The organism is Parabacteroides sp. merdae-related_45_40 (genome assembly GCF_001915675.1).
In genome coordinates, this window is the sequence record NZ_MNQY01000125.1 from 30,264 (window position 1) to 46,716 (window position 16,453).

General features: G+C 47.5%; 12 protein-coding genes. 9 read left to right on the top strand and 3 right to left on the bottom strand.

Translation table 11 applies throughout. The features are described 5' to 3' along the window. Positions 1 to 8: 8 nt before the first annotated feature. The 5 genes from BHV83_RS17260 to BHV83_RS17280 all read left to right on the top strand — a co-directional run bounded on the left by BHV83_RS17260 (position 9) and on the right by BHV83_RS17280 (position 6,941). Positions 9 to 1,328 (top strand): V-type ATP synthase subunit B, encoded by a 1,320-nt coding sequence (locus BHV83_RS17260; protein WP_005638774.1) that lies wholly within the window; start codon positions 9 to 11, stop codon positions 1,326 to 1,328. A 75-nt stretch (positions 1,329 to 1,403) separates the two neighbouring features. Beyond that, on the top strand, positions 1,404 to 2,027 hold the full coding sequence (locus BHV83_RS17265) for a V-type ATP synthase subunit D (RefSeq protein WP_005638772.1): 624 nt from the start codon (positions 1,404 to 1,406) through the stop codon (positions 2,025 to 2,027). Then, complete coding sequence (locus BHV83_RS17270; protein WP_005638769.1) at positions 2,024 to 3,844, top strand: V-type ATP synthase subunit I; 1,821 nt, start codon at positions 2,024 to 2,026, stop codon at positions 3,842 to 3,844. The genes BHV83_RS17265 and BHV83_RS17270 overlap by 4 nt, the downstream gene beginning before the upstream one ends. A gap of 76 nt (positions 3,845 to 3,920) precedes the next feature. Then, positions 3,921 to 4,373, top strand: coding sequence for an ATP synthase subunit C-like protein (locus BHV83_RS17275; protein WP_005638767.1), 453 nt, complete (start codon positions 3,921 to 3,923; stop codon positions 4,371 to 4,373). Positions 4,374 to 4,502: 129 nt separating this feature from the next. Further along, a complete protein-coding gene (locus BHV83_RS17280) occupies positions 4,503 to 6,941 on the top strand; it encodes a S9 family peptidase (RefSeq protein ID WP_005638765.1) in 2,439 nt (812 codons plus the stop codon). Positions 6,942 to 6,982: 41 nt separating this feature from the next. On the opposite strand, the gene BHV83_RS17285 is transcribed toward BHV83_RS17280, so the two are convergent. Together BHV83_RS17285 and BHV83_RS17290 are read right to left on the bottom strand one after the other, a co-directional pair. Then, the gene (locus BHV83_RS17285) at positions 6,983 to 7,267 is read right to left on the bottom strand and encodes an HU family DNA-binding protein (RefSeq protein ID WP_005638763.1); all 285 of its coding nucleotides are present in this window, start codon (positions 7,265 to 7,267) and stop codon (positions 6,983 to 6,985) included. A gap of 1,300 nt (positions 7,268 to 8,567) precedes the next feature. Continuing rightward, a complete protein-coding gene (locus BHV83_RS17290; RefSeq protein WP_270518920.1) occupies positions 8,568 to 9,404 on the bottom strand; it encodes a DUF6261 family protein in 837 nt (278 codons plus the stop codon). A gap of 408 nt (positions 9,405 to 9,812) precedes the next feature. Between BHV83_RS17290 and BHV83_RS17295 the strand changes: the two genes are divergently transcribed. The 4 genes from BHV83_RS17295 to BHV83_RS17310 all read left to right on the top strand — a co-directional run bounded on the left by BHV83_RS17295 (position 9,813) and on the right by BHV83_RS17310 (position 13,764). Next, a complete protein-coding gene (locus tag BHV83_RS17295; RefSeq protein WP_005644064.1) occupies positions 9,813 to 10,187 on the top strand; it encodes a BlaI/MecI/CopY family transcriptional regulator in 375 nt (124 codons plus the stop codon). Between the two features lie 42 nt (positions 10,188 to 10,229). Beyond that, positions 10,230 to 11,438, top strand: a complete 1,209-nt coding sequence (locus BHV83_RS17300) for a M56 family metallopeptidase (RefSeq protein ID WP_286757809.1) — start codon at positions 10,230 to 10,232, stop codon at positions 11,436 to 11,438. Between the two features lie 7 nt (positions 11,439 to 11,445). After that, positions 11,446 to 12,684, top strand: coding sequence for a DUF4934 domain-containing protein (locus tag BHV83_RS17305; protein ID WP_286757810.1), 1,239 nt, complete (start codon positions 11,446 to 11,448; stop codon positions 12,682 to 12,684). Positions 12,685 to 12,786: 102 nt separating this feature from the next. After that, positions 12,787 to 13,764, top strand: a complete 978-nt coding sequence (locus BHV83_RS17310; RefSeq protein ID WP_005644058.1) for a Gfo/Idh/MocA family protein — start codon at positions 12,787 to 12,789, stop codon at positions 13,762 to 13,764. 77 nt (positions 13,765 to 13,841) lie between these two features. Here the strand turns inward: BHV83_RS17310 and BHV83_RS17315 are convergent, their stop codons facing one another. Further along, entirely contained in the window at positions 13,842 to 16,337 is a 2,496-nt protein-coding gene (locus BHV83_RS17315; RefSeq protein WP_286757811.1) for a beta-N-acetylglucosaminidase domain-containing protein, read from the bottom strand. Positions 16,338 to 16,453: the final 116 nt, after the last annotated feature.

A 16,453-nucleotide genomic window follows, 5' to 3' on the forward strand; every position in this document is an offset into this window, starting at 1 on the left:
TAGAGTGTATGGCAACAAAAGCATTTCAAAAGATATATACAAAGATTACCCAGATTACAAAAGCTACCTGTTCGCTGAAAGCGACGGGAGTAGGGTATGACGAGTTGGCCTCTGTCGACGGCAAGCTGGCTCAGGTGGTAAAGATTATCGGCGATGAAGTGACCTTGCAGGTCTTTTCCGGTACGGAAGGTATCCGTACGAATGCCGAAGTCGTGTTCATGGGAAAAGCGCCTTCGTTGAAAGTCGGGGACCAGTTGGCCGGCCGTTTCTTCAACGCGTATGGTGATCCGATCGATGGCGGTCCTGTTCCCGAAGGCAAAGATGTTGAAATCGGCGGTCCGTCTGTGAATCCGGTTCGTCGTCAGCAACCTTCCGAACTGATCGCTACGGGTATTGCCGGTATCGACTTGAACAATACGTTGGTAACTGGACAGAAGATCCCGTTTTTTGCTGACCCCGACCAGCCGTTCAACCAGGTAATGGCAATGGTTGCCTTGCGTGCCCAGTCCGATAAGATTATCCTAGGCGGTATGGGGATGACGAATGACGACTATTTGTTCTTTAAGAATACGTTTAGCAATGCCGGTGCGTTGGATCGTATCGTCAGCTTTATCAATACGACGGAAGACCCCTCTGTAGAACGTATCCTGATCCCCGATATGGCCTTATGTGCGGCCGAATATTTTGCCGTGCAGAAGAACGAAAAAGTGTTGGTGTTGCTTACCGACATGACCAACTACGCGGATGCTTTGGCTATCGTGTCCAACCGTATGGACCAGATCCCGTCGAAGGACTCCATGCCGGGTTCCTTGTATTCCGATTTGGCTAAGATTTACGAAAAAGCAGTTCAGTTCCCTGCCGGTGGTTCGATCACGATTATTGCCGTGACGACTTTGTCCGGTGGTGATATCACGCATGCTGTGCCTGACAATACAGGTTACATCACCGAAGGGCAGTTGTACCTCCGTAAGGATAGCGATGTCGGCAAGGTAATCGTCGACCCGTTCCGAAGTCTGTCCCGTCTGAAACAATTGGTGACCGGGAAGAAGACACGCGAGGATCATCCGCAGGTGATGAATGCTGCCGTTCGCCTGTATGCCGATGCCGCCAATGCGAAGACGAAGATGGAGAACGGTTTCGATCTGACGGACTACGATAACCGTACGTTGGCTTTTGCAAAGGATTATTCCGAAAAGCTATTGGCTATCGATGTCAATCTCGATACGACCGAAATGCTCGATGTGGCATGGGACTTGTTCGGTGAGTATTTCGAACCTGCCGAAGTGAACATCAAACAGGCGTTGGTCGACAAATACTGGAAGAAATAAAAGAATTCTGATTCATAATTTATGAATTATCATCGACTCATAAGTTATGAATCAGAAATCATAAATGTATAGAAAATGGCAATAAAGTTTCAATATAATAAAACCTCTCTTCAGCAATTGGAAAAGCAACTGAAGATGCGTGAGCGTTCCCTGCCGACGATCAAAAGTAAGGAAAGCGCCCTGCGTATCGAAGTGAAGCGGACCAAAGATGAAGTGACGAAATTGGAACTTCAGCTTGAACAGGAGATACAGAGCTATGAAAACATGATGGCTTTGTGGAACGAGTTTAATCCCGAACTGATTGCGGTACGGGATGTTTCTCTTTCTACCAAAAAGATAGCCGGTGTAGTGGTCCCTGTGTTGGACGAGATCGAATTCGAGATCGGCCGTTACAGCCTGTTCAATGCCCCTGCTTGGTTTACCGACGGTATCGAACTGTTGAAGAAGTTGGCGCGTACCGGCATCGAAGCTGAGTTTTCGGGTATGAAGTTGGAGTTGTTGGAGCATGCGCGGAAGAAAACCACTCAGAAAGTGAATCTTTTTGAGAAGGTACAGATTCCGGGTTATAAAGATGCGATCCGCAAAGTGAAACGATTCATGGAAGACGAGGAAAGTCTCTCCAAGTCATCACAAAAGATCATGCGGGCTAATCAGGAAAAGCGTAAAGCGAAAGAAGAAAAAGAGGAGGCTGAAGTATGATAGTAAAGATGAGCAAGTATGCCTTTATGGTATATCATAGAGAATATGATGCATTCCTCACGACTCTCCGCGAATTGGGTGTTGTGCATGTGAAGGAAACGAATTCTGTTCTGGATAATGCGGAACTACAGGCTTTGCTGGCCGAACGGAAACAGGTAAGTACAGCGATCCGCTATTGCAAGAACTTGAATTCCCAGACGAAAGAGGTGACTGTTGCTCCGGCACGCGGACTGACAAAAGCCGAAGGATTGAAGTTGGTAGGCAAGCTGGAAGAAATGCAAGAAAAGCAGGCCCAGTTACAGGCAGCGAAAGTTTCGCTGGAAAAGGATATCGCTTATATGGATATCTGGGGAGAGTTCAGCTATGCAAATATCAGGCGGTTGAAAAAGGCTGGCTTCGACGTGACGTTTTTTAGTTGCCCGACTTCCAAATACGAACCTAAATGGGGAGAAGAGTACAATGCTTTTCTTGTCAATAATTTCCAGTCGGTTACCTATTTCGTGACGGTCACCAAGACGGGAACGCCAATCGATATCGATGCTGAACGTCCGAAAATGCCCGACCGGGGATTGGCAAAACTTCATCTTGCGATGGAACAATTGCTGGATAATATCAAGGTATTGAACAATCAGTTGAAAGAGTATGCAGCTGAGCAATACAATACATTGGTAGAGTTGGAAAAGAATATCCAAAACGAATTCAATCTTTCCAATACGCTGGTGCAGACGGATCGCGAAGCCGGCGATAAGTTGATGTTGCTGGAAGGTTTTGTTCCGACGGAAGAGGCTCCGGCTATGGAGGTCGCCCTTGAAAAAGAAGGTTACTATTTCCAGGAGTTGGATATACAGGATGGGGATCGTGTTCCGATCAAGTTGAAAAATAATAAGTTCAACCGGTTGTACGAACCGATCACCAAGATGTTCTCCTTGCCGAATTACACCGAGTTCGACCCGACACCTCTTTTTGCTCCCTTCTTCATGCTCTTCTTCGGACTGTGCTTCGGAGACGGAGGATATGGTTTGTTAGTGTTATTGGCTTGCTCGTTCTTCAAGCGGAAAGTCAATCCGGACTTCAAACCTTATCTTACCTTGTTCCAGTATTTGGGCTTGGCGGCGATAATCGTCGGTACGTGTACGGGTTCTTTCTTTGGGATCGCATTGGCCGATGTCCCGGCATTATCGAAAGTGAAAGACTACTTTGTAAGCAGTGACAATTTGATGACCTTCTCAATCGTTATCGGTCTGGTTCAGATTATCTTCGGAAAGACGGTTGCTGCTTTTAAGATGAAGGCGCAAAAAGGTGTCAAATATAGTATTGCTCCTTTTGCCTGGGTTTTTGTTATTACGGCATTGGCACTGGCATTCGGGCTGCCGATGCTGAATTTGCAATTGCCCGAAACCGTCAAGACGGTCTTTATCGGTATTGCGGTTATCGGCTTGGTTGTAGCTTACCTGTATAATTCGCCGGGAAAGAATATCTTCCTGAATTTCGGTACAGGGCTTTGGAATACCTACAACATGGCTTCCGGATTGCTGGGTGACACCTTGTCGTATATCCGGTTGTTTGCAATCGGTTTGACAGGTGCGATTTTGGGGGGTGTATTCAACCAGTTGGCCGTAGATATGACGGAGGGCATGAACATAGTGTTGCGTGCGGTATGCATGTTGCTGATCCTGTTGGTCGGCCATGCTATCAACATCGGGCTTTGTACGATCAGTTCGCTTGTCCATCCTCTACGTCTTATCTTTGTCGAATATTATAAAAATGCCGAATTTGAAGGAGGAGGTAAAGAGTACCGGCCTTTTAAGAAAGCATAGGCAAACGAGGTATGTTTATCTATTATTAAAAGTAAATTAAACAATAACAAAAAAATAAATTAAAACAATTATCATTATGGAACCAATTTTATTAGCTTATCTGGGTATTGCGTTGATGACAGGTCTGACTTTCATCGGTAGTAGTTATGGGGTAACGATTGCGGGTAATGCCGTTGTCGGAGCAATGAAGAAAAATCCCGATGCACTGGGTACTTACATCGCATTAAGCGCGTTGCCCTCTTCTCAGGGATTGTATGGATTTGTAGGTTACTTCATGATGCAGAAATTTTTAGTTGATAGCATCACAATGTTGAATGCGACCGCTATCTTCGGTGCAGGCCTGGTGTTGGGTTTTGCAGGTCTGTTCTCTTCTATCCGTCAGGCAGAGGTTTGTGCAAATGGTATCGCAGGCGTTGGAGCCGGCCACAATGTGTTCGGTGCTACTATGGTGATGGCCGTATTCCCCGAATTGTATGCAATTTTGGCTTTGCTGGTTGTTATCCTGATCGGTGGTACTCTTCCGGTATAATATAAATAAACAAACGAAAGAGGCTGTATATAATGTCAATACTTTATATGCAGCCTTTTTATTTATGTAATCATTCATAGTTAAATGATGATTTATCTGCAATAACAACTTATATATAAACAACGTCAAATGAAAAAACAACTACTATTAGTGATGCTTTGTGCCGGGATGTTCTGTGGCACGGAAGCGAAAGGGCAGGAAGCGGAGCGGCTATCCGGATACGTCCAGGCCGAACGTTTCACGAAGGAGAAGCTGAACACGATGCTTTTCTCCACATCTGTCGATCCGCACTGGTTCCGGAAGGGCAGTAGTTTTTGGTATGAATATAAGACCGGCAACGGCAAAGTCTGGTATGTCGTCGATCCGGTGGCGAAGACGAAACGTCCGCTTTTTGACCTCGACGATATTGCCGCACAGATAACCGAGATCGTCAAAGACCCGTTCACTGCCCAGCAACTACCCATCCAGAAGCTCGAAGCTGGAGAGGACGGTCGCACTTTTACTTTCCAGATCACCTCTTCGCAAGAGGCTAAAAAAGACAGTACCGACAAGGATAAAGGTCCGAAGAAAGAGATATTCTTTTTCTCCTACGACTATCCCACGCGTAAGCTGACTTGGCTCAAAGAAAAGAAGAAAGAAACGGAATATCCCGACTGGGCCTCTTTCTCGCCCGACGGCAAAACAGTCGTGTATGCAAAAGACCTGAACCTCTATCGGATGTCCCGCGAGGATTACGAGAAGTTGAAGAAAGACGATAAGGATAGTACGGTTACGGATATACAACTCACTACTTTCGGTGTGAAAGACTTTGGTTTCGGCCAGCCCTATAGCTTGCTGAACACCGACACGCTTTGCAACGGCAAGCGGAAAGGCGTTTGGGGGATTGTCTGGTCACCCGATTCCCGTTATTTTGCCGTGACGGTTGAAGACGAGCGTGCCGTGAAAGACTTGTGGGTAATCAACTCTATGGCTTCGCCTCGTCCGACGCTGGAAACCTATAAATACCAGATGCCCGGTGAGAAAGAAGCGCCTGTCCAGCATCTGTTCTTGTTCGACATGAACGACAACAGCTATAAGGAAATCCGCACATCTGCATTCAAAGATCAGACATTGCGCTTGGCACGTAAGCCGTGGAGGCAGAAAGACCGTGATCGGAAAGAGGTGGCGAGTGTCTGGCTGGGCGACAATAACCGTTTCTTCGTTACTCGTTCGAGCCGCGACCTGCACCGTATCGACATCTGTTCGTATACGGTCGGACAGGATTCGATCTGTCCGATTATCGAGGAACGTATGAATACTTATCAGGAAGTCCGCCCGTTGGCAGCCGTAGGTGATGGCAAGGAGTTGATCCAGTGGAGCGAACGTGACGGCTGGGCGCACCTGTACCTCTATGACGGAGAAGGTAACCTGAAGAACCGCATCACACGCGGCCCCTGGCATGTAGACCAGATCGTGAAAGTGGACGAAGCCAAACGTGTCGTTTACTTCCTGGCTAACGGGAAAGAGAAAGATGAGAATCCCTACTACGAACACCTGTATCGTGTGGGCCTCGATGGAAGTGGTTTGCAGCAAGTCACTCCGGGCGACTATTTCCACACAGTCAGCATGGATGACAATGCGGCCTTTGTGGTCAATAATTATTCGCGTGTGAACACTATCCCGCGTACGGATTTGATGGATAGTAACGGCCGCAAGCTGATGACGCTTGAAGAGAGCGACTTCTCTGGGTTGCTGGCTGCCGGTTACCAGTTTCCCGAACCTTTCAAGGTGAAGGCTGCGGATGGCGTGACCGACCTCTATGGTGTGATGTATAAACCGTTTAATTTCGATTCGACGGCCCTGTATCCGATCATCGATTATGTATATCCGGGCCCGCAAGTCGAAGCAACCGTTTATCCGTTCAGCCGTATGAGTGTGCGCACGGATCGTCTGGCACAGGCCGGCTTTATTGTGATCACGGTCGGAAACCGGGGCGGACATCCGAGCCGTTCGAAATGGTATCATAACTTCGGCTATGGCAACTTGCGTGATTATGGGTTGGCGGATCAGAAAGCGGCTATCGAGCAACTGGCCAACCGCTATTCATTCATCGACATCAACCGTGTCGGTATCCACGGCCATTCGGGTGGAGGTTTCATGTCTACGGCTGCTATACTGCAATATCCCGACTTCTTCAAGGCAGCCGTCTCGTGTGCCGGAAACCATGATAACCGTATCTATAACCGTTGGTGGAGCGAGACGCATCATGGCGTGAAGGAAGTGGTCAGCGAAAAGGGTGATACGACTTTCGTCTACAACATCAAGACGAACGAAGAGATCGCAAGTCGGCTGAAAGGTCATTTGATGCTCGTACATGGTGACATCGACAACAATGTCCATCCGGGCAATACGCTGCGTGTGGCAGATGCCCTGATCCGTGCCGGAAAGCGTTTTGACATGTTGCTCCTTCCGCAGCAACGCCACGGCTTCGGCGATATGGACGAATATTTCTACTGGCGTATGGTCGACTATTTCTCCCGCCACTTATTGGGTGAACAGGAAACATCGGTAGATATCCCGAAACGATAAAACAAAAAGAGTGCGCCGGATTTCGGTGCACTCTTTTTGTTTTATTTTCCAGGATTCAGTTTTTGAATCAGTATTTCACTGGCTTTGAATTTTACTGATGTGCGGGCGCGTATTTTACATTCTTCACCTGTACGAAGGTTACGTCCCGGACGCTCTGTTTGGTAATGGGGAACCAGTTTGCCAAAATAATGAATGCTCACCCCTTCACCTTCTGAAAGTTTTTCGGTTATTAGTTCGATGTATGAATTCAGAAACTTCTTCGCGGCAACGTCCGTACATTCCATCCGTTGTGCCAATTCCTTGATTAGAGCTCTTTTTGTAGTCATATAATAGTTGTTTTATCGTTATTGTTTTTCTTTCCGTACCCTGTCCCCGGGTGGATTTGTCTAAGATGAAAAAGCGCGGGACTGTTGTCTTTAATACTATCGCTAATCCTGATAAGTATAAACATAGCCCACGCTTTACAGATACGATAAAACGTAAGGAACTCATTGTTTAGCTACTTCTCCCGGATGGCTTGAAATTGTCTAGATTTCTACTTAGGGATAATACTAAAATCGCTTATTGTGGGAAAAAAATATTATCTTATTAATTCATAGGCATTTTTGTTAAATTGTCCGGTAGTCCTCCAAAATCGGGCGTATTATAAAATGAAAAAGCGTGAGGACTGTTGTTCGGACTTAAGTAGAGGTTCTAGACAACCCGCCATGCAGTACTATACAACAGTTTGCTCACGCCCTTATGCTATATACATTGGGTATATAATCGAAACATGAGCATTTTTGTTTATGACCCTTCTATGGCTTGAAATTGTCTAGATTTCTACTTAAGGATAAACCAAAACGCTTTTTATATAAATCATAAAATAATGTTTCCTTGACGCTTCAAGGTCCAATTACCACGACAAAGATAGAAAACATATATGAAAAACCCGATTCATTTCATTAAAAAAGCTCTTATTTATTCGCAGGTTTTGAGAATTTAATAAGGGCGTGAATTTATAATTTCCAATTCCCTATAGCAATAATAATGTCTAGATTCCTACTCCGATGAATTGGTTTTACCTCCATACCTGATCGCCTTTTCAATGAGATGTTCGGGATTTGTGACTGAAAGGTACGATTTTGCATTCAATAACCAAGAGGCATTTTGATTTGTTTACGACTCCGGGAGCCGGAAGGAAATGCGGATTAATCCGTTTCTTAACTTAAAAAGCTCTGCGGCAGGGGGAGAGGTGTGTAGTGGCGATTGCGGCAAAGGGGAGCGGGAGTGTAGCGGAAGCTGGTGTTTTTCCGATGCAAAAGTTCTGCTTGATTATTATAGAGAATTACGATTTTATTTTTCGTCCCCCTTGGATTTGCAATTGGATGAGATTGGTCTGTCCTCCGATGTTGTTCCAGGGATGGATGGGGAGGTGGTGTGGAGGTAAACAGCTCGGAAAAAGGGAAATGTTCAGTGCCTATTAAAAAATGTTATCAATAAGTATTTTAATAATTCTTATCATGAAATAGTCCTTCGGAGGCGTATGAAAAGGGTGAAAATAAGCACGGATCGACATGGGTTATTGTTGTAAACCATGTCGGTTCGTGCTTGATGGGTTATCTGTTGCAGAAGGGATGAGAGGGCTTAAAGTTCGCCCGGACGTTCGTCATTGCCGCCCTGCCCTTTGTTCTTATTGGATGCGGTGATACCTTTGCGCAGGTTGTAGGCGGTGCGGGTTTCATCGATCAGCTGGTTGAGTTGCGTGATGAAAAGCGTTGCCTCGTCCGACGGGACCGCAATGCTGTGGGCAAAGATGGTGGTAGTGATATAGTCGTATTGCGAGTTGAGGCGGTGGCGTATTTCCTTCGCCGTCCCGACTGCATTGATCGCCCGTTCGTTGGTTCTGTCGCTGGACAATGCGTCGAATTCGTCATTTACGTCGCGCAACTCGGAGACGGTGTCGTCGAGATGCAGAAGCGTTATCTTCTGTTTGTTTTCCGGTTTGTCGAGATCGTAGAGCATGCCTTTGATCTGTGCGGTTTCCTGTTGCATCGGAATGTTTTGTATGCCGCGATACGGTTTCAAGATATTATACAAGCTGATGCATGCTTGTGCATATGCAGGATTCGAACTTTTACGTCCGATGGAGGTCGTGTTGATGATGAATGAAACCAACGGATCACGACGCTTGTCGAGATTGAGCAGTAGAGCCGTGTTGTCGTTCGTGCGCGACTGGTTGACGACATCTGTCAGGAGAAGCATGTCGGCATTGAATGTCGCCTTGTCCTCATCGCTGATCCCTACGAAATCCGATGTCATGTTTTCTTCTTCGCCCAAGAGGCGGAGTTCACTGGGGCGGTCTCCCTCTCCTGATACAGCCTTGAGCGGGATCAGTTTGAAGAAGCGCTCCATGAAGTTTTTGTATTCGGCATTATTCAGGGAATGAATGTCTAGATTTAGAATCCGGATAATTTTTTTCATGTTGTTCTATTATTGATTGTAATTAATTGATTCGAAAGATAGTCATTAATTTTCACAGTCTATCAAATAATCTCATTTATTTCGGAAATGATTTGAAATACTCGAAAAATACGTTCCGGATTTCGGCAAGGACTTCAAATCTTCTTGTGATATGATCCGAAGCTCGGATGGCATCTTGAGGATTTTCGAGGTTTTGTCCGAAGCCCGGACCGGACTTTTGGTGTTTTTGAAATGCGATCCGGAGATCGGACAGCGTTTTTAGGACTCTTGAAGTTCTGTCCGAACTTCGGACAGGATTTTTTACTTTTTACAACTCCTGTTCCACTAAAAAAAATAGTTCATAAACTAATTGAAATAGTTTGCAAACTATTTTTTTTAGTTATATTTGTCCCGAACAAACAAGATATCATGAAACGACTGACTGCAAGAGAAGAAGAAATCATGGGCTATTTCTGGACGAAAGGCCCTTTGTTCGTCAAACAACTGCTTGAGTTTTACGATGAGCCGAGGCCGCATTTCAACACCCTTTCCACGATCGTACGCGGATTGGAGGAGAAAGGTTTTCTGGCACATCATACGTTTGGCAATACCTACCAATATTATGCTGCGGTGACAGAAGCCGATTATAGCCGGAGCACGTTGAAAAACGTCATTGCCAAGTATTTCAACAATTCCTACCTCGGTGTTATCTCTTCGCTGGTGAAGGAGGAGGAGATTTCGGTGGAGGAACTGAAGGAGCTGATAGAATCAATTGACAACAGGCAATCGACAATTGATGATTAAGAGAGGGGGGGATTCATTATTATTAATTTTAATTCTTTCAACGTGGGAGCATTTTTAGTATTCATAATAAAATCCACCTGCTGTCTGGCAGTGTTCTATCTGTTCTATCGCCTGCTTTTGAGCCGGGATACGTTCCACCGTTTCAATCGGATGGCTCTTCTTGGTGTGATAGTTTTTTCAATCGCGATTCCTTTTGTACAGCTTGCCGCCGATGAGCCGGTCGCCGTACAACGTACGGCGTTGGAACTCGAACGGTTCTTGCAAATGGGCGGAACTCCTGTGGAAGAAGAGAGTCGCTTTTCGTCTTGGTTGGCGGCCTTGTTTATGATCTACGCCGGCGGATGCCTCTTTTTTGCAGGACGGTTCCTCTATTCCGTCTGCCAGATCGTGCGTCTGATACGTTCGGGCGAGCGGGCCGTATTGGAAGATGGTACGCGGCTTGTCGTGACCGACCTGACGGTCCCGCCTTTCAGTTGGATGAAATATATTGTTATCTCCCGCATCGATATGGAAGAGAGCGGAGCTGAAATCCTGGCGCATGAACAGGCGCATATCAGAGCTTGCCATTCATTGGATATGTGGTTTGCCGGATGTTGTGCCGTCCTGCATTGGTTCAATCCCGCTGTTTGGTTGCTCAAGCAGGAACTGCAGAACGTGCATGAGTATGAGGCGGACGAGAGTGTGATCGCACATGGCGTGGATGCAAAGCATTATCAATTGTTATTAATAAAGAAAGCGGTCGGAGCACAGCGTTTTACCTCTATGGCCAACAGTTTCGACCACAGTAAACTTAAAAAGCGGATTACTATGATGTTAAAACAAAAATCGAACCCCTGGGCTCGCTTGAAGTTCCTTTATGTGCTTCCTCTTGCAGCCGTTGCCGTTGCTGCGTTCGCCCGTCCTGAAATTTCCCGCCGGTTGGAAAATATCTCCGAAGTGGAGTTTGCCGAAGTCCTCACATCCCGACAGGACAAAAAGATGTCGCAAGCAGAGAAAGACAAGCCTCTCTTGCGTCCTCTGGAATTTAAATCGAATATGCGTCCTGCCGAAGGTGTCCGGTATGCCAAGCCGGACCCGCTTGTCATGATTGACGGTGTCGAATATACGGGTGGACTGGACAAGGTCGATCCAAACGAAATCGAATCGATATCGATAATGAAAGATAAGAGCGCCATCGAAATGTACGGAAAAAAAGCAGTCGGAGGCGTGATCCTGATCACAACGAAAAAAGCCTCTTCTAAAGTAAAATGAAAATCGTATGAAAAATCATGTGTTTGTGGCAGTGGCATGTCTTTTTCTTGCTGCTTGCAGTGGCGGAGGGGAAACAAAGGAGGCAAAACTCGAAGCGATTCCTTTGGGAGTTGCTTTTGAGAATCAGACGGAGTTGAAGACTTCCGACTGTTTCAAGAAAATACGCTATGTCGCCTTGGAAACGACCGATAGTTGCCTGGTGGGGCAGGGAGCGTATGCAACTATCCTGAATGATTGGATTGTTGTGACATCCGGTCGGGACCGCTGCCAGCTATTCGACAAAAAAACGGGTCGCTTTATCCGTTCGGTCGGGCATGTGGGGGAAGATCCTGAAGGCTATTCGGATGTCCACGGAGGATGGCAGAACCCGTATACCGGCCAATTAAGTTTCCATGGCTGGAAAAATGAAATCGTTGTTTACGGGGCGGACGGTCGATTCGACCATATCTGGACTCCTTCGGTTTCCGCCGATGAGTTTCCGGCAATGGGAGTGTTCGACTATTTGGATGCGGATCTTATCGCTGGTTATTATTCGGCTACCGACAGTTTGCCGGCCCGTATCGCTCTGTTCCGTGGAGATGAGATTGTCCGTGTGGAATCGTTACCGGTCGGGCAGGAAGGAGACAAGGCGATCACTCCGGACGATATTGTTTCCATCTCGGTCTTGAAAGATGGGGGAGATGGTTTGGCGTTCATAAAATATAAGGATGGCAGGTCTGCCATTTATCCGCTTGGCAACAGTTGTTTCTGGCATGCGGGCAAGGATCTTTATTTCCGCCAGTCTTATAATGATACGATCTATCGGGTGTCGGCAGCGAAAGAGCTGCAACCTGTGCGCGTGCTGGATTTAGGTGTCTACAGTTGGTCTTACAACGAGCGTTTCGAGGATAAGAAAGATGCTATCTACCCGACAAAGTTCATGGAAAACGAAGATGTGATCCTTTTCCGTTTTATGACGAATGTCTATAACGACAAACAGAAGACTTATAATGCCCTTTACCGGAAGGCGGACGGAGCCGTCAAGGTTTCTCCTCTTGATGACAAGATAACCGACGATACGAATGGCTTCCTTCCCTTACAGCCTGTATCTGTCTCCGCTTCGGGCGAATTTGCTGCCATTCTCCCTTCGGAAGAAGTCGTCTCCTGGTTCGAGGATAACGCCGGTGAAACGGATATCCCTGCCGAAGTGGCCGCCTTGAAAAAGGTGGGTGAGGAGGATAATCCGGTGGTGGTGATTATGGAGTAGGATATAGTATTGCGATCACTTTTGAATTCCATGCTTGTGAAGTAAAAGTTTCATGGGCATGGAATTTTTATTGTATATTTACCCGATAAAAAATGACAGCTAATGGAACGTTTTAAAGTCGGAATTATAGGAGCTGGGCATATCGCCCGCAAAATGGCGCATACGCTGCGCGATATGGAAGGGGTTGAACCGTATGCAGTCGCTTCCCGTAACCAGGAAAATGCCGAAGGGTTTGCCTGTGAATGGGGCTTTACGCGGGCTTACGGATCATACGAGGATTTGGCAGATGATCCCGAAGTACAGTTGATTTATATCGCCACCCCGCATTCCCATCATTTTGAGCAGGCGCGGATGTGCCTCGAAAAGGGTAAGCCGGTCTTATGTGAAAAAGCATTTACCGCCAATGCAGAGCAGGCGGAGACGTTGATACGCCTGTCGAAAGAAAAACAGGTTTTCCTGACTGAGGCGATTTGGACACGTTATATGCCTTTCTCCGAGACGCTTCGCGAACTGGTTGACGGCGGGACGATCGGACGCGTGATGATGCTGACGGCCAATATCGGATATCCGATTGCCGAGAAGGAGCGCATCGCCAAACCGGAACTTTGTGGCGGTGCTTTGCTGGATATCGGCGTTTATCCGATCAACTTTGCAAGGATGCTTTTCGGCTCGGAAATTACGGGGATTACTTCTGCCTGCGTGAAAGGGGAGACGGGAGTGGATTTGCAGAGCAGCATTACTTTTGTGTATCGGAATCATCGGATGGCTGTTTTACAAATGACCGCTTTCTGTGCGAACGATCGCCAGGGAGTTATTTCGGGGGATAAAGGATATATAATCGTCGATAATATCAACAACCCGCAGTTGGCAGTCGTCTATTCGGTCAATCATGAGGAAGTGGCTCGCTATACCTGTCCGCCACAGATAACGGGTTTCGAGTATCAGGTGCAGGCTTCCATCGACGCGATCCGTGAGGGAAAGATCGAAACGCCTTGTATGCCGCATGCGGAAACTTTGCACATCATGCAGATGCTGGATGATCTTCGCTCCGAATGGGGGGTGCGGTATCCGATGGATTGAACGATTGACAATTGAGAATGGACAATTGACAATTAAATGTTTTTGCAGTTTGATTGTCAATTGTCCGTTGTTCTTTGTCAATTGATCTCGTGGATGTTGACAGGGGATGATCCTGCGTTATATAGTTCTAATGCCTTTACACTCTCCAAGGCTTCTTTTTTCAGCTTGATATAATTTGCCGGGCCGGAGTAAAGCACTTGTTTCACTTTCCCTTTCAACGGTGAGCCTTCTACCACAACTTGGCTGCAAGGGGAGCCGGACAAGTACAGTTCGAGCGAACCCTCCTTTTCCTTATCAATCGTGATGCGTGAACTTGCGGTCAATGTGTTGACAGATTCCAGGTTCTTGTCATACATCAGGCGGACGGGGTCGATGGAGGTATCTTCTTTCGTTGTCACGGCAAATTCGTACAGGTAGATTTGCATCTGCTTGTCAGTTGCATTACGCATACGGATATAGCGTGCTCCGGGAGCGAGCTTTTCCAATTTGAAGCGGGCCTGGTCGGCGGGGATGTCGGCGATAGCCGTCCATTGTCTGCCGTCGGCGGACCATTCGAATACCCGTCCGCTGTTTTCGCTTTTCGGCAGGCTGAAGTTGAAGGAGGTGGCCTCTTTCTGCAATTCCCAGGTAAGGCCGAAGGACTGTCCCGGCTCGATACGCAGCACTTCGTTCAGGCGGTTGTATCCGATCTGGTCTTTGCCTTCCTTCAACGGCTGATATTTCAATTGTTCGATATCCGTCAGGATAGAGGCCTTACTCATCTGGGGGGTAGCATCTGTCTGGTCTGCAAACAGCAGGTTGCTTCCGACACCTGAATGTATTTCCTGTACGAACGGGGTCAGGACTCGTGAGCCGACTTTCACGCCTTTCTGATACGGATTCTGATTGTAGGTCCGGTCGATCGTGCGCATGCTGTCGAGCAACGAGGTGAGCGACAGATACGATTGCCAGGTGGCGGCACGATCCTCGCCTTGTCCGGTTTCGGCAGTGCGGATAGCCTTTTGTCCGGCTTTCCCTAACAGGTGGAACTGCATCAGCCACGGTTTGATTTCGTCTATCAGCGCCTTGTTGCGGCTTGTCTCGATGGCGGCAGGGGCGGCTGTGATCTCGGCGAACAGTCGGTTCATCCGGTCAGCGGCATCTGCATTATAGTTGTGCTGGCGGAAGTCATGGAGGAATGCTTCGGCAGATTCGGCATAGCGGATGGATTCGTCGCGGCGGTAACGGTGTCCGTTTGGCCCGGGATCACAGTTGTTCTCGCAGAACGTCCGGAATGCTTCCGGTGCTTCCGGCAAAACATAACGGCAGGCTTCTACGAAGTCGCTTTCAGGGTTATAGGCTTTCATGTTCCAGGCATAATCGGCAACTCCGTAAAGGGCTACTTTGGAAGCTTCCGCCCGTTCCATCGGGTTGGCGACGAAACCCGACATGGCATGTGCCGCATTCGGATCGAGCCCGTAAGACGGTCCCATCAGCAGGTGGTCGCGGCAGTAGTCGCTTACAGGGAAATTCCACCAGACATACGAAGGACGCTGAATACGTTTGTTCACCCATTCCTGCCCTTCGAGTGTGATATCATGGATCACGCTGTTGCCGGTCCACATCACATGGATTGCCGGGTCGAGCGTTCTGCCCAGCACATCCAGATAGTCGCTTCCCGCCCAGGCCCGGTTATATTCGGTCGGACACATGATCAGCGGGCTGACGCCTTCTTTCTTCTCGATAAACTCTTTTTGCAGGAAGTTGAGCAGGTCGGCTTGTTTGTCTGCCTTGGCCCCTTCACCGGAAATATCGTCGAAGAAGACTGCGAAGGAGCGGACTCCCAAATCATACATCATACCGAACTTGTTCAGCACATTCATCCGGTCTTCATCTGTCCATTTAATGTCCAGGCCCGGATGGATCGCCCAGACGAAGTCTACCTTGTTGGAGGCGGCTTCCTTCACGAGATCCTTGATCTGTGCTGCTTCCTTTTCCGGATAAGGCTTGCGCCAGTTTGGGGAACTGTGGTAAGGATCGTCTTTCGGTCCGTAGATATAGGTGTTCATCTTCATCTTTCCATAAAAACGAAGCTGCTCGATGCGGTCGGTATGGCTCCAGGGATCGCCGTAAAAACCTTCGACGGTTCCACGGTAGGCGACGTCAGGATAGTCTTTGATAACTCCGAGTGGCAGTGTCGTATTGCCTTGTCCGTCGGTTTGGGCCAATTGTTGCAATGTCTGTGCTGCGTAGAAAAGACCGCGACTGTCGGAAATTGCAATGTCGATTTCTTCTGGTGTGATAACTAATAGATAGGCTCCTGAACGTTTCAGTTCGGGTGTCCGGTCTTCCAGCGATGTAATTTTGAGCGGTAGCGCTTCGGAGTTGTCTGTTATCGACAAAGTTTGTCTGATCAGGCGCATGGCATCTTCATCCGGATGTTGCATGCCGGAAAGAGTAAAGCCATGAGGCGCTTTCAACCGGTTGGTAGATAATGTAACTTCCTGTGGCTGCGGATGAATGGCCGGTAAAGGGTTTTGTGCTTGCAGAACACCTCCTAAAAAGAGGGCAGCGGTTAGATTTAGTAGTTTCATATTTGATTTATTTTAGATGTTTAATTAATGATTTATCTGTTGGTGGTATCTTAAAATGTACTTGTTCCCGCGTCAAGTACGGGACAAGTACATTTTGAAACCTCTTACCAAAAGAT